A 22,748-nucleotide genomic window follows, 5' to 3' on the forward strand; every position below is an offset into this window, starting at 1 on the left:
CCCCAATATGCGCTATTTCTTCTAAATAGATAATATTGGAATTCCAGGTATTACAAGTGCAACTAAGAATTGAAGCATGTGAACGATCAATCATCAACTCTTTCCTTTTTATATTTATCAATAATGATTTTCGCTACTTCTAAACTAATACGTTCATCAATTACTAAGTTTTTAATCATATGAACGAACTCTACTTCGTCTTCCTTGCTATGCAGTTCAATTTTTTTTATTAATCTATCCAACTTAGCCCTAACCGTTGGATAAGAAACATCATATATTGCAGACATATTCTTTAGAGAACCCGAATTTATAATAAATTTCCTTATAAATTCAAGGGACTCCTTATCTAAAGATAAAATCCAGGATGGAATTTCTTCACGATCCATTAACTCACCTCCTTATTTTTAAATTATATTAACTTAATTATAACTAGGAGTAAGTCATTTAGCAGTGTCGAAATTCGAGCGAGCTGCAAGTAATCCTAAAAATAGAATGAAAATTAGCACATTAAGGAAAAGGACACGATGTAACCGATTTTGTAAAAACGGTTTATGAGACGAAGAAGAATAAAGAGAAAAAAGCTACCGAAAAATCTGCGGTAGCTTTCTCCTGTTGTATAGTTAAAAACCAATTTATTTCTGAGCTGCTACATTCTGACCAGCGATGCGGCCGAATACGAAAATGTCAGAGATTGCGTTACCGCCTAGACGGTTTTTACCATGGACAACGCCTGTTACCTCGCCTGCTGCGTATAGACCTGCAATTGTTTTTCCGTTGTTATCCAATACGTGAGTTTCTGGGTCAATAACCAAGCCACCCATGGTATGGTGAACGGAAGGAACAGCTTTCTCAATATACCAAGGTCCTTCTTTCATTTCGATCAATTTTCCACGATGATTGAAATCTACATCTTTACCATTCTTCACGAATCCGTTTACACGGTCAATTGTTTTCTGCAAATCTGTTACCGGAATGTTGAAATGCTTTGCTGCTTCTTCCAGTGTATCAGCTTTAATCAACATGCCTTCTTTTACAAGCATATCGTACTCATCCTTGTGAACGTCTACTGTTTTACCGATATCGCCTACAGCTTGATTCCAAACTTGATACGCATATTTGCCTTCTTGAGCGAGAATGGCTTTGGAAATTACGTCACGACGCTCTAATTCTTCGACAAAGCGTTTTCCACTTTGGTTCACTAGAATAGCTCCATCAAAACGCGTATCCGCTACTAGAGAGATGACCCCTGTTTTGGGATTACAAATCGGGTATGTTTGAATGCTTTCCATGTTAGTGATAGCAGCACCGATTTTTTCACCCATCACGATACCATCACCCGTTGTGCCAGGAGTGTCAGTGGACATGTAGCTTTCATCCAAAATCGGATTGTATTTCTTACGCATTTCTACGTTGGAACCGAATCCACCTGTTGCGATGACGACACCTTTTTTTGCGTTAAAAGTAATTTCTTGACCTGCTGCGGTTTTTGCTTTTACACCAACAACGCGTCCCTCGTCATTTTTTAACAATTCTTCTGCTTTGGTTTCTGTTTTCACAGGAATTTGCATTTGATCTGCTTTTGCTTTTAGCTTCGTTACTACTTCTGCGCCAGTATGACCTTTAGGAATTAGTGCACGAGGAACAGAGTGACCTCCGAATTGGAATAAATGATCTGATAAGAATTCCACTTTTATTTCATCTTTTAACCATTCTGCCGCGTTTGTTGCATTGTCTGTCAATACACGCACCATGGCAGGATTACCAACATTGTCTCCACCTTTTAAGGTATCTTGGTAGTGAGATTCCTTGCTATCTTTTATGCCTTTTGTTTCTTGTACCCAGTTGTTAGCAGCGTTCATTTCTGCGCCAGAGATCAGGGTGTTACCACCGATTGATGGCATTTTTTCCAATAGAACAACGGAGGCCCCAGCTTTTTTAGCCTCCATAGCAGCGGCAAAACCAGCACCACCTGCGCCAATTACGACTACATCGTAATCCTGTACCGCTTCTTCTTTTGCTGTTGCATTTGTATCTATTCCCTTAGCTGTTAACGTCACACCTGTTTTACTCATTGCGTCTTTTACCGCACCGATGTAGCCCTGGCTTGTAAGGGTAGAACCACTGATTGCATCTACTTCAGTGCTATTTTTAGCAAGGATTTGTTCACGCAATTTCTTGTAAACTGGTTCGGATAGTACTTCGTTTTCTTTTTGCTCGAGAATTTTGATGTCTGTAAGCTCTTTGTTTTTAACTGTTACCTCAACCTTGATTGGTCCATGCTTACCGTCAGCTTGACCGACAGCTGTCACAGAATCACTATTAGCTGGAGTAGCCACTTGACCACTACATCCAACCATGGATACTATGATAGCCATACTTAAGAAAAGCACAAAAATCTTAGATAAACCCTTCAAGATGATAACCTCCTTGGATATATGTATAGTAAAGAGAAGGGGGGCATATTTTGATAACTCATTAATCACCTTGATTGTAATAACCATTCATAAAACAACAAGTGAAAAAAATCACAATTTAACAATTCTGACATATTCTTATTTTTTAAGAATGGCCTAAAGCGCTTTCATATCAAGTCTTTTAAGGGATTGTGTTTAATTTGTGAAGCGTAATTAACGATATTTTCAGTTAAGTAATTGTGCCATATCTCTCAAAATTCCAATTATAATTCAATCTGTTACAATGATAAAAGATAAAGAATGCTACAGGGTATAAAGGAGACTTATTCATGAAACGGAAATATGCAGACGTAACGGGATGGACCACCGTAGTAGACAAGCATTTTGTACCGCTGGCTAAACGGGGAGAGTACTTTGACGGGAGCATTACTGGATTAGTACTTACCAAAATGGCAGAACCATACTGGATAACGCTTAACGGACAAGCGATTTGTATAGCAGATGATGATTATGTATGGGTTCAATGTTTTCCAGCGGGTAGACATTATGTGATGACTGCGATGATGGATCAGACAGGTAAAGTAGTCTACTTCTATTTTGATATTGTTCTGCGGCATGGTACGGGGGAAAATGGTGTTCCTTGGTACGATGATTTGTATCTTGATTTAGCGATGATTCCTTCTGGAGCAAGGGAAGTATGGGATGCGGATGAACTGGAGGAGGCGTTACAAAATAGAACTATTGGTGAGTGGGAGCGAGATTTGGCAGTGTTGGAAATGGAGCGTCTACTTCTAGAAGTAACAAATGGCACATGCACCTTACCACAAATGGTACTAACTCATGCTAACGAGTGGCGAAATATTATCCTTCAAATGAAAGAATCCTCCCAATAAAGGAGGATTCTGTTGATTTATTTAGCTGGCGGCTCTACCTGCATTCTAGGCACTTCTGGCTTGCCTATCGGATTGTTGTACAGATAGTCTGGCACTTCTCCAACGACAAGAGAATTGGTTATCGGGATGGAGGTGGTTACGATGGTCTGGTCGGTTGCAAACGGTATAATCACTTGCAAACGCACTTCTACTTGAAGATAGACCGTTATCATTACCATGTTGATACCGGCTTCCGACAGCTTAGGGTCGAGCCAGGTTTTCGCAGAACCAACAGGTATAAAGGTGACGGGTAGCTTAGGCCCCGCATCGGAGAAAAAGGAGCTTCCTGTGGCTAATCCGAGAGGTACACCCGCCTCGATTTTTTCATTTTCAAACTCTTTTAGCCTGTTTTTAATGCGTTGGTTAGCCTCTCCCATGATTTTTGAATAGCCTTGAAAGTTAAAGTTAATAGCACGTATTTTGTTATCTTTATCTTTTTCAATGTCTAGAACTTGAGCCGTATCCATATCGATTTGGGCAATCTTCTTGGTCACCGCGTCTGCGATGGCTTCTTTGGCAATCTGCTCAGATTTTTGCTTGGCGATCACTAATAAAGTGGGTTTCATTTTTTGCTCCACGAAGAAGAGACTCTGGATAAGCATTGCAAGAAAAACAATAAAAGCTATAAAAAAAATTTTCTTTTTTGACTTAGACGCTCGAATGCGTCTTCGTCCCATGCGAATAGCCATCTTGGATCACCTCATCTGTAAACTATATGTTACAAAGAGGGAGAAACATGCTAGCTTGCCTATGGTTCATGCAAAGAACTTCACTTAAAGGACAGGAATATTTCGTTTATAATGAAAAGGAAGTCAGGAAAAGGGAGAGAAGCGCATGTCTTATAAAGTTATCTTTTTTGATATGGATGGCACGCTGCTAAACGAACAGAAACAGATTCCAGAAGATACCCGAGAAGCGTTACGAAGCTTACAGGATAGCGGAATTCATACCGTTATTGCCACTGGGCGTTCCCCCTTTCATGTGAGGGAGATCGCAGAAGATTTAGGAATTGAGACGTTGGTTTGCTTTAATGGTGCCTACGTAGAGCACAAAGGAGAAGTAGTCTACTCTACTCCTATTGATGTCGAAAGTATTGAGAAGCTGTACCAGCTTGTGATGGATCGAAACCATGCACTCGTATATTTAAGTGACGATTCCTTTTATGCGACACATGAGGAAAATGAGATGGTGAACAGCGCTGTTTCTTCTATTTTCTTTGAACCACCAGGCATGAATGCAGAGGTATTCCGCAACAAGCCGATCTACCAATGCTGGCTTCATTGTGCTGAGGGGGAAGAAGAGGTCTACGAGCAAGATGATGCTCTAACAGACGTACGCTTTTTCCGTTGGCATAGCGTGTCCTTAGATGTGATGCCTAAAGACGGCTCCAAGGCGAAAGGTATCGAGGCATTGCTTCAGCACCTAGCGGTAGACAAATCACAAGCGGCAGCATTTGGAGATGGAAAGAATGACATCGAGATGATCGGATATGTAGGGATGGGAATAGCTATGGGAAATGCGCATCCAGAGGTCTTTCCGCATGCGCAATTTGTGACGAAGCATGTGGATGAGGGCGGTATTAGCCATGCTTTGAAGGAATTAAAGATTTTGTTGTAGGGGAAAGCCGACCGTCTGCTTCATTGACGATCGGCTTTTTTTGTTTCTTGCAAGAGGTTCTTGAACGATGTAAGCATTAGCTAGTAAAAATGTTCTATTTATCTGTGATGTAGAACACACCTGCTGGTCTTTTTCTATACTATACTCGGGCAGTAAGTAGATAAAAGGATCAGTAAATCCCTAATATATCAGCTTTTTAAAAACGTAAAAATAGAATAACTCAAATGCTAGTAGGTCATTTTAGAATCAGTTTAAACCTAATTTTGTGCATTATTTCACAAACATATATAGAAATTTTTGGGAGGATTGTCTATATGAAGAAACAACGTCTTGTGCTAATTGGAAACGGTATGGCTGGTGTCAATGTCATTGAACAGATCCTGAAGCAAAACAAAGAAATGTATCACATCACAATCATAGGAAATGAACCTCATCCTAACTACAATCGGATTATGCTATCTTATGTGTTGGAAGGTAGCAAAACTATTGATGACATCGTGTTAAACGACTATAGCTGGTACAAAGAGAACCAGATCGAACTACAGACGGGAACAGCGGTGACTCATATTGATACCGAAGCTAAAATGGTGTATACGGATAATGGATCGGTATATTCTTACGATAAAGCAATTATTGCGACTGGCTCTCAACCATTCGTTTTACCAGTACCTGGTGCAGATAAAAAAGGCGTGGTTGGGTTCCGCGATATTAACGATTGTAATCAGATGCTGGAAGCGGCTAAATCCTGTAAAAAAGCTGTCGTAATTGGTGGCGGTCTGTTGGGATTGGAAGCTGCTAAAGGTTTGGTTCATTTAGGTATGGAAGCAACGGTCGTTCACTTGGGGAATGTGCTGATGGAGCGTCAATTGGATGATGTGGCAGCAACCATGTTAAAAGAAGAGCTAAAGCGTCAGGGTATTCAATTTGCGATGGGCAAACAAACAGCAGAGCTACTTGGGGATGAACGTGTTACAGGGCTACGTTTCACAGACGGAAGCATACTTGACGCCGATTTCGTCGTGATGGCAGTAGGTATCGTACCGAACACAAGCGTGGCTAAAGCAAGTAACATTGAAGTAGCACGTGGTATTGTTGTTAATGACATATTGCAAACGTCAGCACCAGATGTGTATGCGGTTGGGGAATGTAACCAACATCGTGGACTTTGCTATGGTCTGGTAGCTCCGTTATTTGAGCAAGGTGCTATCTTAGCTAAGCATCTATGCGGGATTGAGACCACAGGTTACGAAGGTTCAGTCGTATCTACCAAATTAAAAATTTCTGGCGTAGACGTATTTTCAGCAGGTGAATTTCAGGATCAAGCGGATATGACCATCGTACGTATGCAGGATGACTGGAAGAAAATCTATAAGAAGGTTCTGATTCGTGACAACAAAATCGTAGGAGGTATCCTATTTGGTGATGTCAGTGAATCGGCTCGTTTACAAAAGCTGGTCAACACCCAAACAGAAATGACAGACGAGGTCTACGCTTCCATTATGGGTGGGGGAACATGTTGTGGTGGTGGCAACCAAGTAGCTTTAGTAAGAGAGATGTCTGATGAGGAGATTATTTGTGGATGTAACGGTGTAACCAAAGGGAGTATCGTGACGGCGATAAAGGAGCAAGGATGCTCAACGGTTGATGAAATAAAGGATTGCACAGGTGCAGCACGCTCTTGTGGCGGCTGCAAGCCAATGGTGGAACAAGTGCTTCAGTATGTACTCGGTGATGATTTTGATGCCAATGCGAATAAACAAGGAATCTGTGGATGCACCACATTGAGCCGTGATGAAGTGGTAGCCCAGATGCAAGAAAAAGGTCTAACTACGATTAAAGAAGTGATGCATGTACTAGAATGGAAAAACCCGGAAGGATGTTCCAAATGCCGTCCTGCATTGAACTACTATCTGGGCATGATTCATCCGACAACGTATCAAGATGAAAAAGCCTCCCGTTTTGTTAATGAACGTTTGAACGCTAACATTAATAAAGACGGTACCTATACGGTAGTACCACGTATGTACGGTGGGGTAACGACAGCAGAAGATCTGAAGAAAATCGCTGATGTTGCTGTGAAATACGATGTAAAAATGGTGAAAATGACAGGTGGACAGCGGATTGACTTGGTAGGTGTACAGAAGGAAGACTTGCCAAAAGTCTGGGCAGAGCTTGATATGCCATCTGGTTATGCTTATGCCAAAGCCCTGCGTACCGTAAAAACCTGCGTTGGTTCTCGTTTCTGTCGCTTTGGTACGGTCGATTCTATTGGTATGGGTATTGCTCTTGAGAAAAAATTTGAACGTCTCGATATGCCAGCCAAGTTTAAAATGGCGGTAAATGGTTGTCCACGTAACTGTGCCGAGGCTTGCACGAAAGATATCGGTATTGTAGGTAATGATGGCGGCTGGGAAATCTATGTCGGAGGTAATGGCGGTATCAAAGCCCGTGTAGCAGATCTATTGTGTAAAGTAAAAACAGATGAGGAACTAACCGAGATTTGTGGAGCGATCATCCAGTACTACCGTGAAACAGGAAAGTATTTGGAACGTACTTCTGATTGGGTCGAGCGCATCGGACTTGAAACCATTTCTACAAATGTTGTAGAAAATGTAGTGAATCGTCAAGCACTATTTACCCGCATTGAATTGGCACTAGGTCAAGTAGAAGATCCATGGAAAAAAGTACTGCAAGATCAAGAAACGAGAACAAAACTGTTTGAACCAATTATAGTGGAAAGTCTGTCCTAGTACAGAGAAGCTAAAGCAGACAAAGACATTGTAAAAAGGAGTGAACAGCATGAGCAATTCTACTAAAACAATAACAAAAAGTCCCTATCGGGGAGGATCTTTATCGGAAGGTATCGTCTCGGGATTTGCTTAGAAAGTGGTCAGGTTCAAGAACCAGATACAGGCCAAATAGGAATATGCCAGTTACAAGTGGTAGGAGAAATGGTTAGAATTGATCTGAAACGAGCTTGAAAATTAATGATACAGGTATTGTACCTGTATCATTTTGTTTGTTTGATGACTTGAAACGTGTTATATATCAATGGTTTTTAGTGTTAAAACAGATTTACAATAAAAATGAAACAAATTTGTGAATCATGTCACAAAATAGGTATATATGTGATGTTTTTCACACTCTGACATATAATCTGTCTTGTATGATGAAACTGTAAAGAGTAGCTCACTAGTATCAAGAACAAGCGCTCTTTCAAAAAAGATACTTTTATATCCTATTTGCCAATATAGAATGGCCTTCGTTACAGGCAGAGACACCTCACGTAAAGAGTTGTGCTGCCGAGTTCAGAGCAACGAGCCAATACTTTAGGAGGTATGTAAGATGGCGATTCAAGAAAAAGACCTACAGACTTTGGAACATGCATGGAGAGGTTTTAAGCCAGGTAAATGGACGAAAACGATTGATACTCGCGACTTCATTGAAGAAAACATCACTCCTTACCATGGCGATGATACATTCTTAGCTGGTGCAACTGCTAATACAAAAGCACTGTGGGACATCATCTCTGACCTAACAAAAAAAGAACGCGATAACGGTGGTGTACTTGATGTAGATGTTAACACTCCTTCTACCATTACATCCCATAAACCGGGTTACTTGGATAAAGATAAAGAAACAGTTGTAGGTTTGCAAACAGACGAACCATTCAAACGTTCGCTTCAACCTTTCGGTGGTATCCGCATGATGATTGATGCTTGCAAAGCGTATGGCTTTGAAGTACCGGAATCCATCATTAAAATGTTTACTGATATTCGTAAAACACATAACCAAGGTGTTTTTGATGCTTATACAGAAGATATGAAAAAAGCTCGTCGCGCAGGTATCATCACAGGTCTTCCAGATGCTTATGGTCGTGGTCGTATCATCGGTGACTACCGTCGTGTAGCTCTATACGGTGTTGATCGTCTTATTGCTGAGAAAAAAGGTGACTTGCTTCAATTAGAATTAGATTCTTTGACAGAAGACGTTATTCGTCTGCGTGAAGAAATCTCCGAGCAAATTCGCTCCCTGCAAGAACTAAAATTCATGGCAAAAGAGCATGGATTCGATATCTCTGTACCTGCTACGAACGCACGTGAAGCATTCCAATGGTTGTACTTCGCTTACCTTGCTGCTATTAAAGAGCAAAATGGTGCAGCAATGAGCTTGGGTCGTGTATCTTCTTTCTTGGATGCCTACATTGAGCGTGACCTAGCTGAAGGTACACTAACAGAAGAAGAAGCACAAGAATTCGTTGACCATTTCGTAATGAAATTGCGTATTGTTAAATTCCTGCGCACACCTGATTACAATGAATTATTCTCTGGTGACCCAACTTGGGTAACAGAATCCATCGCTGGTATGTCCACGAGTGGTAAGACTCGGACAACAAAAAACTCTTTCCGTTTCTTGCATACACTATATAACCTAGGACCAGCTCCAGAACCAAACTTGACTGTTCTTTGGTCAAAAGATCTTCCTGAGAACTTCAAAAAGTTCTGCTCGAAAGTATCTATTGAAACAAGTTCTATCCAATACGAGAACGATGACTTGATGCGTCCTTACTTTGGTGATGACTACGGTATCGCTTGCTGCGTATCTGCTATGCGAATCGGTAAACAAATGCAATTCTTTGGGGCACGTGCTAACCTAGCAAAAGCATTGCTTTATACAATCAATGGTGGCGTTGACGAGAAATTGGGCATGCAAGTTGGACCACAATTTGCTCCGATTACTTCCGAAGTACTTGAATTTGATGAAGTAATGGCGAAGTTCGAAAATGTAATGGATTGGCTTGCTAAACTATACATGAACACATTGAACGTCATTCATTTCATGCATGATAAATACTCGTATGAGCGTATTGAAATGGCACTACATGATCGTGAAATTCTACGCACAATGGCTTGCGGTATCGCTGGTCTATCCGTAGTAGCTGACTCCTTGTCCGCGATCAAGTATGCGAAAGTAAAACCAATCCGTAATGAACAAGGTATCGCTGTTGACTTCGAAACAGAAGGCGAATACCCTCAATATGGTAATAACGATGATCGTGTTGACTCTATTGCGATTGATATCATGGAGCGCTTCATGAACAAAATCCGTAAACATAAAGCATACCGTAATGCGTTGCCAACGATGTCTGTACTCACAATCACGTCCAACGTGGTGTATGGTAAAAAGACAGGTACAACTCCAGATGGACGTCAAGCCGGCGAACCATTTGCACCTGGGGCTAACCCAATGCACGGACGTGACAAAAAAGGAGCTTTGGCATCCTTGTCTTCCGTAGCTAAACTTCCTTACGAGCACAGCTTGGATGGTATCTCTAATACATTCTCTATCGTGCCAAAAGCATTGGGTAAAGATCTAGAATCCCGCATAAATAATATGGTTGCAATGATGGACGGATACATGACTCCAGATGGTGGTCATCACCTAAACGTAAACGTATTTGACCGTGAACAATTGGTGGAAGCAATGGAACACCCAGAAGATTACCCACAATTAACAATTCGTGTATCTGGTTATGCGGTTAACTTCATCAAATTGACTCGTGAACAGCAATTGGATGTTATCAACCGTACTTTCCACGGCAAAATTTAAGCATACATGCATCCCGACTGTTTCCGAGGCGGCCAGCTGGCTGCTTCGGGCAACAGCAAGGGAAGGAAAGTTACGGAGAAGGACACACTAACTTAGAACAGCTTTCCTTCTCTTGCTGTTGTGTAGAAAGGATTGATCAACATGAAAGGTCGTATTCACTCCCTTGAAACATTTGGTACAGTAGACGGTCCTGGTATTCGTTTTGTACTATTTTTGCAAGGCTGCGCTCTAAAATGTAAATTCTGTCATAATGCAGATACATGGGATACCACTGGTGGAACAGAAATGACGGTAGATGAGGTCTTGGCTGAAATTGAACCCTACTTAAATTATTATCGTAACTCCGGCGGCGGTCTGACTGTAACAGGTGGCGAGCCAACTTTACAAGCACCATTTGTCACGGAGATATTTAAAGCGGTTAAAGAAAAATGGGGGCTTCATACTACTTTAGATTCTTCTGGGTTCTCTGAAACAGCTAAAGCGGAAAAATTAATGGAAGTGACCGACTTGGTTCTGCTTGATCTTAAGCAAATGGATCGCGAAAAGCACATCTGGCTCACTAGTCAACCAAATGATCGGACGTTAACATTTGCAAAATATTTATCTGACCACGGCAAGAAAATGTGGATTCGTCACGTATTGATTCCAGGCATTACGGATTCGGCTAGTCATTTGCTTAAAATGGGGGAGTTTATCGGTTCTCTACATGGTGTAGAAAAGGTAGAAATTCTTCCCTATCATGAAATGGGTGTATATAAATGGGAAGAGTTAGGCAAAGAGTATCCACTAAAAGGGCAGCGCTCTCCCTCCGATGACGAAGTCGAACGTGCATATGAATGGATTAATAAAGGTAGAACGAAACAGCTTCAAGTAATGAAATAACATCTGTTCATGTAGCGAAACCCTCCACTCTTTGAACTGCCCCCCGTCAAGTAGACAATGGAAAAATAAAAGATCAGACACCAACTATTCACTTAGGTTGGTGTCTTTCTTATGATGCTGAACTTTGAAGGTATTGCCTGTATTCCAAAGGTGTCATACAGTTTAGTCTTTTCTGGTATCGATGGTTATTGTAGTAATTTATGTATTCCATAATTGCTACTTCCAGCTCTTTGTATGTATTGAATTTATTGAGATCATACATTTCGGATTTTATCATTCCCCAAAACGATTCCATCGGGCCATTATCTATGCACCTAGATACCCTCGACATGCTTTGTATCATTCCTGCATCGTCCAGTTTTTTCTTGAATTTTTTGCTCGTATATTGGAACCCTCGGTCACTATGAAAGATAGGTTTAGCATTAGGATATGACTGATGTGCAATATCAAAAGTTCTAAAAACAAGTTCATTGTTGTTGGAATGCCCGATCACAAAAGAAACAATACTTTTATCTGACAAATCCAGGATTGCACTCAAATAAGCCTTGCTTTGAAGGCCATACTTCATTTCCGTCACGTCAGTGAGCCATTTTGTACCGAATCCATCGGATTCGAAATCTCTGTTCAAGACATTTTCCGTCGTAATTTCCGTCGTTGAAGGAATGTAATTCTTTTTCTTTCTGCGGCATACCGATTTTATTTGTAAGATACACATGAGTCTATATATCCGTTTATGGTTAACAGTAAGATTGTGTTGTCGGTTTAGTTTGATTGTCATCTGACGATATCCAAGGATCCCATTTCTTTCTTCATAGGCATCCTTAATCATGGGAAGCAACTCTTTGTTGAATTTCTCGTTATGACTTTCTTTCCTATTTAGCCATTTATAATACGAAGAACGTTGAATTCCCATGTTTTCACAGAGTAGACTTATGGGATATGATTTCCTTTCATGAAGATCACGTATTGCAAGATATACAGGTTCATAACGGACTTGGCTTAGAATCGCCTCCTTTGGATTTCGTCCAGCTTTTTTAATAAATCAATCTCCATTTGCTTTCTTCTGTTCTCAGCTTGAAGCAGCTTATTTTGTGCCCTCAGCTTCTCCACTTCGGACATCTCATCTTCAGACTTTCGCTTCCCACGTTTATCCTGAAGTGCATCTACACCAGATGTAACGTATTTATTTGTCCAAGAATAAACTTGCTGATAGGATACCTGAAATTTCTGTGCGGTTTGGGCTTCTATACAGAATCTTACGATTTCAATTCTTTCCTTGTAAGTAGTTGCTCGTCCTTTTGTCATGATTGGCGTTCCTCCTGAGCCGGAAGCTTTCGGCTTCTCATGACCATTATACTTCAGGATCCAGTTACGCAGTTGGCGGGTTGATTTGATGCCATATCTTTTACATATATCCATGTGAGAACCACGACTAGCCAGATAATCCTCGACAGCTGTTTTCTTTAATTCTGTGGAATAGGAGGAGTTCTTGGATGTATGGAGCAATCCGTTTGGACCTAATGATTGATAAGTTTGAAGCCATTGTTTAATAGATGGAAAGGAAACATCTAGAAGATTTGCTAAATGATTAAGCGAATCTTCCCCACGAAGATGTTTTTCAATAGCTGCAATCTTTTCAGACCCAGATATTTTTGCTTTATGGGACATAAAAATGCTCCTCCTTGTAAGGAAACAGTTATATTATTTCAACTGTCTACCACAAGGGGAGCATATCACTTGATGAAAAGGAGGGTTTTTATTATTGATGGTACCGTTAAAAATAATCAGCAAACCAAGGTGTTTCATTTGGTATTATTTTTTCTAACCAGCGAACAGCTTTCGATGAACCATGTAATCTTCTAATTTTATATAAATAGGTAGGGCGTTTATAGCTCATCATCATGGTGGTTAAGGTTTGAATCGTTAGAGATATACCACCTTCTTTTGATTCATTTGTAATTCGTAAGCGATCTTCCTCGTCCCATGTTAGTACAAACGTACGATTATTCCAATCCAGCAGGGGATCTTCTACATGCAAAACCATTTCCTTACAACCATTTCGAGTAAAAGGAAAACGCTCCAAAAATCCTTTGACATCAACAATGCGCCCCATAAAGTAGGGGGAAATTCTCTGCTCGATTTCCCCATCTTCCAGTAGAAAAGCAATAGGCTCGTTTGTAAAAATACGCCCCTTTACAGCATATACCATCGAGATATGAGCCCGGATGAAGTTCCACAAGCCTTGACGAGCATCCTCATCCAAGTAGACCTTTTCAGCTACATAGAAAGTTTCATCTTCCACTTTATAATAAAGGTAACCAGTAGGATGATCGTTTGCATTGTAGTAAATAGCAACAGATAACTCATCCCTCTTCCAACGAAAACGTTCATTCCAGGCAATTGGATTTCGAAGCATTGCGCCGTTGGTTTGTTCGGCGAATCTAGCATAGACCTGTTGAAGGTCGGGATGCGTAAACTCAGCTCGAATCATGCGCCCAGTAACCTCATACATCTTGGGAAGCTGAGTATCTTTTATTTTGTAATCAATCATGTCACATATAATTTCCCAACCTTTTTTACGATAGAAAGGAATGGAATAGGGATATAGATAAGAAATGGTTTGACCCTTCTCTTTCATGATAGTCAAACTTTCTTTTATGAGCGCTTGAATTAGTCCGTATCCAGCGTATTCTGGATAGGTTCCAACGCCAGTTACGCCACCCATTTCGTAAGGGATGCCGTGAATGTTAACCATAAATGGATAAACCATGATTTGTGAGACAAGCTTATCTTGATCAAACCAACCGATGGTATTACAGGAACGAAGAATAGGTCTTTTTTGTTCCACCCAGAATTCCTCGTCTAAATCCCTTATATCTGTGTTGGTCACTTGAAACACATATTTAATTAGTTCGTTAAATTGATCCAAGTGCTCCTCTGTCACGCTTCTTATTTCTAATCTATCTTTAAGTTGGCTTTTTAACATTTTTATTACTCCTTCTATTGAAACCTTAATAAAGGAAATTGTTATGTGAATGGATAGGGTATCTAACCATCACTGAGCAACTTATGTGACGTATTCTACATGACATTCTAGTTTATATGATCTAACTTCCCTTGTTCTTCAATTTTTTATCCCCAACAGAATGAGACAAGCTAAATAATAAAAATTTACATATAACGTTGGGATTATTTAGTGTAATACGATCATGATCCTATCCCATAACAAAGCCTTTGTCCGTCACTAATTTAACTTTTGTCAACATTCTTCATGACGGAACTACATTTTCATTTTGTTGAATCAGGAACGAGATCATTCTACTATTAAGTCAATAACAAGACATTATTTGTTACTCATATGGAGCTTGTGTTGAAAGGAGCATGACTATGAAGCAGACATCTGTAGCGCAACAGCAGACTCAAGATACGGGCCTACGAGTCAAGGTTCAAAAATTTGGACGTTTTCTAAGTGGGATGGTAATGCCAAATATTGGTGCCTTTATTGCTTGGGGGCTGATCACTGCTCTGTTTATTCCGACCGGCTGGATTCCCAATGAAGAGTTAGGTAAAATGGTAGGTCCGATGATCACGTATCTCCTACCGTTATTAATTGGGTATACTGGGGGTAAAATGATCTACGATGTACGCGGTGGCGTGCTTGGTGCGATAGCTACCATGGGGATTATCGTCGGTGCAGAAATTCCGATGTTCCTTGGTGCAATGGTTATGGGCCCACTTGGCGGATACGTTATGAAAAAAGTGGATGGGCTGTTTGAAGGGAAGATCAAGGCAGGTTTTGAGATGTTGGTTAACAACTTCTCAGCAGGTATTCTCGGAGCAATTTTGACCATTATTGCCTACACAGGAGTAGGTCCGGTCGTTTCTGCTCTAACAAATGGTTTGGCGGCAGGTGTTCAAGCGATTGTTGACATGGGTCTATTGCCTCTCGTTAGCATCTTTATTGAACCAGCCAAGGTTTTATTTTTAAACAATGCGATCAACCACGGAATCTTAGGTCCTATCGGATTAAAAGAAGCGGCTGAAGCTGGTAAGTCGATATTTTTCTTGCTTGAAGCAAACCCAGGTCCTGGGTTTGGAATCCTGTTAGCTTATTGGTTGGTAGGGCGCGGTGCAGCAAAGCAATCTGCTCCGGGTGCAGCGATTATTCACTTCCTAGGTGGGATTCACGAAATTTATTTCCCTTACATCTTGATGAAGCCAAAGTTGATTTTAGCAGCAATTGGCGGTGGAATCAGTGGGGTATTCGTTTTCAAAATGCTAGGTGCTGGTTTAGTAGCAACTGCTTCTCCAGGTAGTATCTTTGCTATAGCTGCTATGGCTCCAAAAGGTGGATTATTCCCAGTATTAGCAGGGGTAGTAGTTAGTACGGTTGTTTCTTTCCTCCTTGCATCCGTGTTCTTAAAAGCTTCAGCATCGGATGAAGAAGATGAATTGCACAAAGCAACTGCACAAATGAAAGCAATGAAAGGCAACAAAACAGAAAGCACTGTTGTAAACGCTAACGTCACAACACAGACAGACCAAGTAGCTGCCAACAATGAATTGCCTGCAAAAGAACAGGTGAAAAAAGTAATCTTTGCTTGCGATGCCGGAATGGGTTCTAGTGCGATGGGAGCTTCTATTCTGCGCAAGAAGTTTCAAAAAGCAGGCATTGATGTGGAAGTAACAAATAAAGCGATTAATGATTTACCGAAGAATGTGGACATTGTTGTTACGCACAAATCCTTGACGGAGCGCGCTCAACAAACCGTACCTCAAGCGCATCATATCTCAGTGGATAACTTCCTAAGTAGTCCTAAATATGATGAGTTAACCACTTATCTAAGCGAATAAATCGGAAATAAACAGGAGAAAGGCGGTGTACACGTGCAAATTTCAGTGAGACAACAACAGATGATCATGATGCTCCTACGGGAGAACGATGGGATTACTATTGCCAAAATTGCTGACGAAATTCAAACGAGTACACGCACTGTACACCGTGAATTGCCTGAGATCGAACCGCTGATGGAGCAATACGGACTTCACTTAATGAAACGGTCGGGGGTTGGCCTGATTCTCCAAGGCTCTGATCAAGACAAAGAGAGATTACATCAAGCATTGGATCAGGCCATGCAACATTCCTCCGATCATTTATGGAATCAAGGACAACATCAAGGATCATTTCATGTTACCCAAAGAGAGTTTACCCCAGAAGAACGGCGTATTATTATTTTGTGCACATTGCTAGCAGCGAATGAACCCATTAAGCTATTTTTGCTGGCGCATAATTTGAAGGTGGCTGTTCCCACCATTAGTCATGATCTAGATCAATTGGAGGATTGGGTTAAGGGTTTTCAATTAAAATTGGTACGTCGCCGAGGATACGGAATCGAGATGAAGGGTATGGAAGCGGCTAAGAGAAAAGCCATGACGTCCTTACTCTCACAAAACTTGGATGAAACGCAACTAATTGGTCTATTAAAAGAAAACATCCAGCAAAAAACGTCTCAAGAGGTAAATAGTGCTTCCGAGCAATTATTAGGTCTGATTCAAAAGGATCGGTTGATTGCTGTGGAAAATACACTACAACGTGTGCGGAATGACTTGCCCTATCCATTGGCTGATAGCTCCTACATTGCTTTGGTGGTTCATTTATCCCTCGTGATAGAACGACTCTTGAAAGGGGAACACATCGAAATTGATCAGCTTTACCTTGATGACTTGAAAATGCAAACGGAATATAAGATTGCAAAGCAAATCATTAGCGAATTAGAAAGCACCTTTACCATTCAATTTCCTGAATCAGAAATTGCTTACATCACTATGCATCTGCAAGGCTCCAAGCTACGAATGAGCCAGCACGATCTGTTGGAGATCAACAATGCGGAAGTAACCGCCGTAGCACAAAAGCTGATGGAGGGTGCCGGGAAAAAATTAATGGTCAATTTTTATGAAGATCGATCATTATTATCAGGACTTTTAACCCATCTGGAACCAGCAATGAATCGAATGAAACGAGGCATGCACATTCGCAATCCGTTGCTGATTAAAATCAAACAAGACTATAGACATGTTTTCCAAGTGGTAGCTGAAACAGTCAAAGAGGCGTTTCCTGATGTACTGGTTCCTGAGGAAGAGATTGCTTATCTAGTGCTACATTTTGGCTCTTCAATGGAGCGGTTAAAGAGAACACGTATAAAATACAGGGCGTTAATCGCTTGCTCAAGTGGGATCGGATCTTCCCGTATGCTGGCAGATCGGATCGAGGCCGAAATTCCGGAAATAGAAGTTTTCAAGCATGCTTCTATCTTTGAGGTAAATCAAATTGATTCTACGAAGTACGACTTGATTATCTCAACGATTCCCGTCCCCTTTGATCAGAAGCCATACATCACAGTAAGCCCGTTATTATCACGTGAAGAAATTGGTAGCATACGGAATTTTCTCAGTCAGGTACAGATAGAACCCATGACCGAAGATAAGCCTCGTCAACCACAAACGATAGAAAATATGCTGGATCATATGGAGGCAGGCGAATCCTACTTAAAATATACGCTGACCATTTGCAAGGGTTGGTATGATGTTCAACTGAATAACCAGGGCAAGGATATTATTGAAACGCTGGAAACGATGTGTGAGCAATTAGAGAAACAAGGAGTCATGCGTGATTATCGAAAAGTGGTTCGTAAATTGCTAGAACGCGAAGAAAAAAGCGGACTTGGTATCCCAGGTACCACGCAGGTTCTCTATCATGTAAAAAGCGCAGAAATTGTACAGCCCTCCTTTTCGATTGGATTTTTACAAGAGCCAATCGTTCGCAGGTCGATGGATGGGGAAGAGATGAACATTACCAAATTGCTTGTGTTGGTAAGCCCAAAAGAAATGCCTAGTCAAGGGACAGAAATTTTAAGTGAGATTAGTTCTTTATTAATTGAAGAAGAGACGATCAGCATAATAGAGAACAGTCAGCCTATCACAATCCAAGCCTACTTTATAGAAAAATTGAAACAGTTCTGTTTCAGAAAAGTTGGAGAGAGAGGAAACCACCTATGACAAACATCGTAATTGCACGAAACCAAAAAGCAGACAACAAGCGTGAAGCGATTGAACTAGCAGGTAAACTATTATGGCAAGAGGGTCATGTTGAAGCGAGCTATATTGATAAAATGCAGGAGCGCGAAGAGATGCTAACCACTTATCTTGGCAATGGTGTGGCAATCCCCCATGGAACTAATGAGGCAAAGACAATGATTAAAAGTACAGGAATTTCTATTGTACAACTTCCAGATGGGGTTGATTTCGGTGAAGGAAATAAAGCGCGTTTATTGATCGGTATTGCAGGAGTGGGTGATGAGCATTTGGATATCCTGTCTGATTTAGCGATTGTGGTATCTGAGGAAGAGAATGTCGAGAGATTGGTCAATGCCACTACCGATGAAGAGATCATGGATATCATCAAGGGAGGTATGTAGGATGCGTGCCATTCACTTTGGGGCAGGTAACATCGGACGGGGATTCATCGGACTGCTGCTAGAGCAGGCAGGTTATGAAGTATGTTTTGTGGATGTTAATGAAGCACTTGTTAATGAAATTAACCAACGTAAATCTTACACCGTACAGATTGCCGATGAAGAAACGCAAGAATTTACGGTCCGAAATGTGTGCGCTTTACATGGAGCAGACGAACAAGCGGTAGCCCAAGCCATTGCTACTGCCGACCTCGTCACGACAGCGGTAGGGCCGCAAATTCTACCCTATATTTCTAAATCGATTGCTCTGGGCATGAAAGAACGTATGAATCAAACCACTGAGGCTTTAAACATCATTGCTTGTGAAAATGCGATAGCTGGAAGCACTCTGCTAAAACAATATGTATACAGCCACTTAAACGATGTAGATCAGGCAAAAGCAGATCAACAATTTGGATTCCCTGATTCTGCTGTAGACCGAATCGTTCCAATGCAAAAGAATGGTGATATGCTAGTAGTAATGGTGGAAGCCTATTTTGAATGGGTTATTGATCAATCACAGGCAAAAGGTAAATTACCAGAATCTTCTGATATTATATATGTCGATAACCTCGAACCGTATATTGAGCGTAAACTATATACAGTGAATACAGGGCATGCCACGGCAGCATATCTTGGCTATCTCAAAGGTTATATATATATGGAAGAAGCGATTAAAGATCCGCAGATTCGTCGTTTAACAGAAGAAGCTTTGCAAGAGACAGGCAACGTGTTGCAGGCCAAATACGGTTTTAACGCAAAAGAGCATGCTACGTATATTACTAAGATCATTCACCGCTTTGAAAATAAACATTTACAAGACGAAGTGACACGTATTGCACGTTCACCTATTCGCAAACTCGGTCTAAACGATCGCTTTATCAGCCCAGCTCGTCAAGCATTGATGTATCAGATGGAGCCAAAGGCACTCTGCTTGGGTATTGCAGCGGCTCTTTCATTTGATTACAACCAAGATGTAGAAGCATTGGAGTTACAAAATAGTATTAAGCAGCAAGGTCTGAAGGCAACAATTATTAAATATTGTGGACTGACAGAAGAAAGTACGTTGATAGATTGGATTGTGGAGAAGTACGCAGAAATTCAAAAATAGTAGTACATTTTTGCTGGAAAGATCGGGATTCTCCGGTCTTTTTTTTTGTTAATGATAAATAAACCTATTATTGACAAAAAAGTAAAATAAATATAATGTTTAAATCAATATTGTATGATTTTCATGCTGTATAAAAGTATGGACAAACCAATTAATTAAGGGAGGTAACAAAATGACAAGAATGACTGAAACCTTCATCTCTGAACGAGAAAGAGAGATGCAGAAGCAAGTAATGCAAAAGTTCCGCTCCAAAATTAGTCCTTCACTAGCAAAGATCGTGAAACAATCGCCAGGTGTCGCCAAACAGTTTGTACCAAGTCCCTATGAAGCATTAGAATATGGCACAGAAAAGCCATTTGAAGAAGGAAAAAATAATAAAGGAATTTATGGACTTGAAAGAATATATGAAGATCGAGCAGTATTAACACCTTATTTTGAATGTTCTGCCTATTGCAGGTACTGTTTTAAGAAAACCCGTACACTAGCGGGTGAAGCCAAGCGAATGTCAGATGAAAATATTGCAGATGCTATCTCCTATATTAGCAATGATGAACGGATTAAAACAGTACTAATTACAGGAGGAGACCCATTCCTAGATGTGTCATTACTGCATAAAGTTTTACAGCAAATTAAAGAAATTGATCATGTGCGAAACGTTCGGGTAGGTACCAGAAATATTTTATTTGCACCTGAAAAGATTACGGACGAAACAGCAGAAATGTTAACGGAATTTAATCAAATTAACTACGATAATCCACGTTTATCTAAGAACCTTTCAATCGGTTTATCACTTAACCATCCAGATGAACTTACCCCAGAAGTTATACGAGCTGCCCAAAAAATTATTTCCCGAGGTATTACAATAAGAGGTCAAATTGTCTTAATGAAAGATATTAATGATAATACCAAAACCATGAGAGAATTAATAGAATTGTTCCTTTGTAATGGGATTGTGCCTTATTATCTCTTCCACTGTATGGCCGTAGTAGGAGCTAAGCATTTCCGTACATCTGTTCAGAAGGGTATTGATATCATACGAGAATTATCTGCTTTCTCTGGTAGCATTGCCCCTCATTATGTTTATGTAACCCCTATTGGTAAGCATCGAGTTGGTACGAATTCTCAGCTTGATTATGTAGAAATTGACGGTCAACAGTATATTCGTTCCACTACACCTTATAAAGCTGCGGACTTCTTGCAATTCTCTGATAACAAGATGTTGCCACCTCTCCATGAAATAAATGAAAACGGATACATCGTTTCTCATTACCTTGATGGAGACGATAAGCCAATGGAGGTATTGGTATGACTCAATTAATCGTATTTATTGAAAATCTTTCGGTACTTCCTGCTATAAATAGAGCTGTCCAAGCTAATAAAATGGGTTATAAGTGCGCCCTTATTTCCCGTCCTTTAGTTGCTCATGAAAGGTCTAGAATCTCTCAATTAGAAGTAGAAAATGAAATTGATTCTTTATTTGTAGAAATCATCGAGACGAATCACTTTGGCTATGAGGAATTAGAAAAAAAGATGTGCTCACTTGAAGAATCATACAACGTTTCTGCTGTTTTTAGCATTTTGGGGTTATTTTCAAGTGACGGTCTACTTGGGGCTGATGTAGCCAAGCTAGCGGAAAAAAGAGGTCTAGCTTCCCAGGATTCCGATGCTTTGTATCGTACAAATAATAAATATCTCATGCGTGATGCGCTAAGACATGCTGGTGTGATAACCGTTGATTATGGAATAGCTGTAGATATTGAATCAGCAGTCACTCATGCTGAACGTATTGGCTATCCAGTAATTTTAAAACCGATTAATGGAGTAGCTTCTCATTTAATTCTAAAATCCAACAATCAACAGGAGATAAGGGACAATTTTACATATGCCCTTCAAAAATTACCTGACTGTAATTATTCAAATCTTTATGCATCCTGTCACACCTATGCAACAAGGGATGGGAATCTAATTGATTTTGATCCCATGGCTTGCATGCTAGTTGAGAAATATATGAATGGTCGGGAAGCCAGCGTAGAGATGGTTATTACAGAAAATGAAATCGTTCCTCTGCTTGTTCATGACAAGGTAAAGGTAACGGAAGAAAAACAAGTTTTCTATGAGCATCTATTAGTCGTTCCTCCTCTTCGTTTTACACAGAAAGAAGTAGAAGAACTTAAAAATTATGCAATAGAAGCTGTGCGTGCTGTAGGCTTAAAAAATTCATTATCTCACGTTGAATTACGTTACGATGAAAAATTAGGACCGCAAGTATTAGAGATCAATCCACGTATAGGTGGCATGTGTGTCAAGGATAGCTTGGAAACAATGCTTGGGTTTGATTCTGTGAGTGCCCAGTTGGAGATTGTTTTAGGAAAATTTGAATTACCTACTCAGTTGAATCAGGAAGAAACACCTCACGCCATGTTTACCTTATATCCAAAAGAAAGCGGGATTCTACGAGCGGTAAACGGTATAGAAGAGCTGGAAAAAATCCCTGGTGTGTTGAGAGTGACACAAGTTTACCCGGTAGGAACAGAGGTAAGAGGAGACGAGGAAGAAGTGTTTTTAGTGATGTGCTGGATGCGTGGAGAAAGCTATGAACACATTGAACAAGTGTATCAGAAGGCGTGCGATCTAGTCACATTCGAAATTGAGAAAATGGTCAATGTGTAGG

At 40.5% G+C, this 22,748-nt stretch carries 17 protein-coding genes; 11 read left to right on the forward strand and 6 right to left on the reverse strand.

The window, feature by feature from the left end:
* Positions 1 to 86: 86 nt before the first annotated feature.
* Positions 87 to 386: a DUF2089 family protein gene (locus EEL30_11450; GenBank protein QDX92865.1), complete on the reverse strand. Its 300-nt coding sequence runs from the start codon at positions 384 to 386 to the stop codon at positions 87 to 89.
* A gap of 246 nt (positions 387 to 632) precedes the next feature.
* On the reverse strand, positions 633 to 2,414 hold the full coding sequence (locus EEL30_11455; GenBank protein QDX92866.1) for a flavocytochrome c: 1,782 nt from the start codon (positions 2,412 to 2,414) through the stop codon (positions 633 to 635).
* Between the two features lie 329 nt (positions 2,415 to 2,743).
* Here EEL30_11455 and EEL30_11460 point away from each other — a divergent pair, with 329 nt between their 5' ends.
* Positions 2,744 to 3,307: a DUF402 domain-containing protein gene (locus tag EEL30_11460; GenBank protein QDX92867.1), complete on the forward strand. Its 564-nt coding sequence runs from the start codon at positions 2,744 to 2,746 to the stop codon at positions 3,305 to 3,307.
* Positions 3,308 to 3,324: 17 nt separating this feature from the next.
* On the opposite strand, the gene yunB is transcribed toward EEL30_11460, so the two are convergent.
* Positions 3,325 to 4,035 carry a sporulation protein YunB gene (gene yunB, locus EEL30_11465; GenBank protein ID QDX92868.1) on the reverse strand — a complete coding sequence of 237 codons (711 nt, stop codon included), beginning with the start codon at positions 4,033 to 4,035 and terminating at the stop codon, positions 3,325 to 3,327.
* 145 nt (positions 4,036 to 4,180) lie between these two features.
* Here yunB and EEL30_11470 point away from each other — a divergent pair, with 145 nt between their 5' ends.
* The 4 genes from EEL30_11470 (at position 4,181) to pflA (ending at position 11,455) form a co-directional block, all read left to right on the forward strand.
* Positions 4,181 to 4,963 carry a Cof-type HAD-IIB family hydrolase gene (locus EEL30_11470; GenBank protein QDX92869.1) on the forward strand — a complete coding sequence of 261 codons (783 nt, stop codon included), beginning with the start codon at positions 4,181 to 4,183 and terminating at the stop codon, positions 4,961 to 4,963.
* A 314-nt stretch (positions 4,964 to 5,277) separates the two neighbouring features.
* Entirely contained in the window at positions 5,278 to 7,713 is a 2,436-nt protein-coding gene (locus EEL30_11475) for an NAD(P)/FAD-dependent oxidoreductase (GenBank protein QDX92870.1), read from the forward strand.
* A gap of 595 nt (positions 7,714 to 8,308) precedes the next feature.
* Positions 8,309 to 10,573, forward strand: a complete 2,265-nt coding sequence (pflB, locus tag EEL30_11480; GenBank protein QDX92871.1) for a formate C-acetyltransferase — start codon at positions 8,309 to 8,311, stop codon at positions 10,571 to 10,573.
* Positions 10,574 to 10,714: 141 nt separating this feature from the next.
* Complete coding sequence (pflA, locus tag EEL30_11485; protein ID QDX92872.1) at positions 10,715 to 11,455, forward strand: pyruvate formate lyase-activating protein; 741 nt, start codon at positions 10,715 to 10,717, stop codon at positions 11,453 to 11,455.
* Between the two features lie 109 nt (positions 11,456 to 11,564).
* Here the strand turns inward: pflA and EEL30_11490 are convergent, their stop codons facing one another.
* From EEL30_11490 to EEL30_11500, 3 genes are all read right to left on the reverse strand, one after another.
* A complete protein-coding gene (locus tag EEL30_11490; GenBank protein QDX92873.1) occupies positions 11,565 to 12,494 on the reverse strand; it encodes an IS3 family transposase in 930 nt (309 codons plus the stop codon).
* Complete coding sequence (locus EEL30_11495; protein QDX92874.1) at positions 12,455 to 13,123, reverse strand: transposase; 669 nt, start codon at positions 13,121 to 13,123, stop codon at positions 12,455 to 12,457. The genes EEL30_11490 and EEL30_11495 overlap by 40 nt, the downstream gene beginning before the upstream one ends.
* A 106-nt stretch (positions 13,124 to 13,229) precedes the next feature.
* Positions 13,230 to 14,441, reverse strand: coding sequence for a GNAT family N-acetyltransferase (locus EEL30_11500; protein ID QDX92875.1), 1,212 nt, complete (start codon positions 14,439 to 14,441; stop codon positions 13,230 to 13,232).
* A 401-nt stretch (positions 14,442 to 14,842) separates the two neighbouring features.
* Here EEL30_11500 and EEL30_11505 point away from each other — a divergent pair, with 401 nt between their 5' ends.
* From EEL30_11505 to EEL30_11530, 6 genes are all read left to right on the forward strand, one after another.
* On the forward strand, positions 14,843 to 16,309 hold the full coding sequence (locus EEL30_11505; protein ID QDX92876.1) for a PTS mannitol transporter subunit IICBA: 1,467 nt from the start codon (positions 14,843 to 14,845) through the stop codon (positions 16,307 to 16,309).
* A gap of 33 nt (positions 16,310 to 16,342) precedes the next feature.
* Positions 16,343 to 18,511, forward strand: coding sequence for a PRD domain-containing protein (locus tag EEL30_11510; GenBank protein QDX92877.1), 2,169 nt, complete (start codon positions 16,343 to 16,345; stop codon positions 18,509 to 18,511).
* On the forward strand, positions 18,508 to 18,930 hold the full coding sequence (locus EEL30_11515) for a PTS mannitol transporter subunit IIA (GenBank protein QDX92878.1): 423 nt from the start codon (positions 18,508 to 18,510) through the stop codon (positions 18,928 to 18,930). Before EEL30_11510 ends, EEL30_11515 begins: the two co-directional genes overlap by 4 nt.
* Position 18,931: 1 nt before the next feature.
* Entirely contained in the window at positions 18,932 to 20,077 is a 1,146-nt protein-coding gene (locus tag EEL30_11520; protein ID QDX92879.1) for a mannitol-1-phosphate 5-dehydrogenase, read from the forward strand.
* 172 nt (positions 20,078 to 20,249) lie between these two features.
* A complete protein-coding gene (locus EEL30_11525) occupies positions 20,250 to 21,386 on the forward strand; it encodes a radical SAM protein (protein ID QDX92880.1) in 1,137 nt (378 codons plus the stop codon).
* The gene (locus tag EEL30_11530) at positions 21,383 to 22,747 is read left to right on the forward strand and encodes an ATP-grasp domain-containing protein (protein ID QDX92881.1); all 1,365 of its coding nucleotides are present in this window, start codon (positions 21,383 to 21,385) and stop codon (positions 22,745 to 22,747) included. The genes EEL30_11525 and EEL30_11530 overlap by 4 nt, the downstream gene beginning before the upstream one ends.
* Position 22,748: the final 1 nt, after the last annotated feature.

It is taken from the genome of Brevibacillus laterosporus, from assembly GCA_007833815.1.
GTDB classification, from domain to species: domain Bacteria; phylum Bacillota; class Bacilli; order Brevibacillales; family Brevibacillaceae; genus Brevibacillus_B; species Brevibacillus_B laterosporus_D.

Excerpts from the sequence above, each read along its gene's own strand:
- EEL30_11515 (QDX92878.1), top strand. The coding sequence starts at position 18,508 with ATGACAAACATCGTAATTGCACGAAACCAAAAAGCAGACAACAAGCGT.
- EEL30_11450 (QDX92865.1), bottom strand. The coding sequence starts at position 386 with ATGGATCGTGAAGAAATTCCATCCTGGATTTTATCTTTAGATAAGGAG.
- EEL30_11495 (QDX92874.1), bottom strand. The coding sequence starts at position 13,123 with ATGTCCCATAAAGCAAAAATATCTGGGTCTGAAAAGATTGCAGCTATT.
- EEL30_11505 (QDX92876.1), top strand. The coding sequence starts at position 14,843 with ATGAAGCAGACATCTGTAGCGCAACAGCAGACTCAAGATACGGGCCTA.
- yunB (QDX92868.1), bottom strand. The coding sequence starts at position 4,035 with ATGGCTATTCGCATGGGACGAAGACGCATTCGAGCGTCTAAGTCAAAA.
- EEL30_11520 (QDX92879.1), top strand. The coding sequence starts at position 18,932 with ATGCGTGCCATTCACTTTGGGGCAGGTAACATCGGACGGGGATTCATC.
- pflA (QDX92872.1), top strand. The coding sequence starts at position 10,715 with ATGAAAGGTCGTATTCACTCCCTTGAAACATTTGGTACAGTAGACGGT.
- EEL30_11530 (QDX92881.1), top strand. The coding sequence starts at position 21,383 with ATGACTCAATTAATCGTATTTATTGAAAATCTTTCGGTACTTCCTGCT.
- EEL30_11500 (QDX92875.1), bottom strand. The coding sequence starts at position 14,441 with ATGTTAAAAAGCCAACTTAAAGATAGATTAGAAATAAGAAGCGTGACA.
- pflB (QDX92871.1), top strand. The coding sequence starts at position 8,309 with ATGGCGATTCAAGAAAAAGACCTACAGACTTTGGAACATGCATGGAGA.
- EEL30_11470 (QDX92869.1), top strand. The coding sequence starts at position 4,181 with ATGTCTTATAAAGTTATCTTTTTTGATATGGATGGCACGCTGCTAAAC.
- EEL30_11460 (QDX92867.1), top strand. The coding sequence starts at position 2,744 with ATGAAACGGAAATATGCAGACGTAACGGGATGGACCACCGTAGTAGAC.
- EEL30_11525 (QDX92880.1), top strand. The coding sequence starts at position 20,250 with ATGACAAGAATGACTGAAACCTTCATCTCTGAACGAGAAAGAGAGATG.
- EEL30_11475 (QDX92870.1), top strand. The coding sequence starts at position 5,278 with ATGAAGAAACAACGTCTTGTGCTAATTGGAAACGGTATGGCTGGTGTC.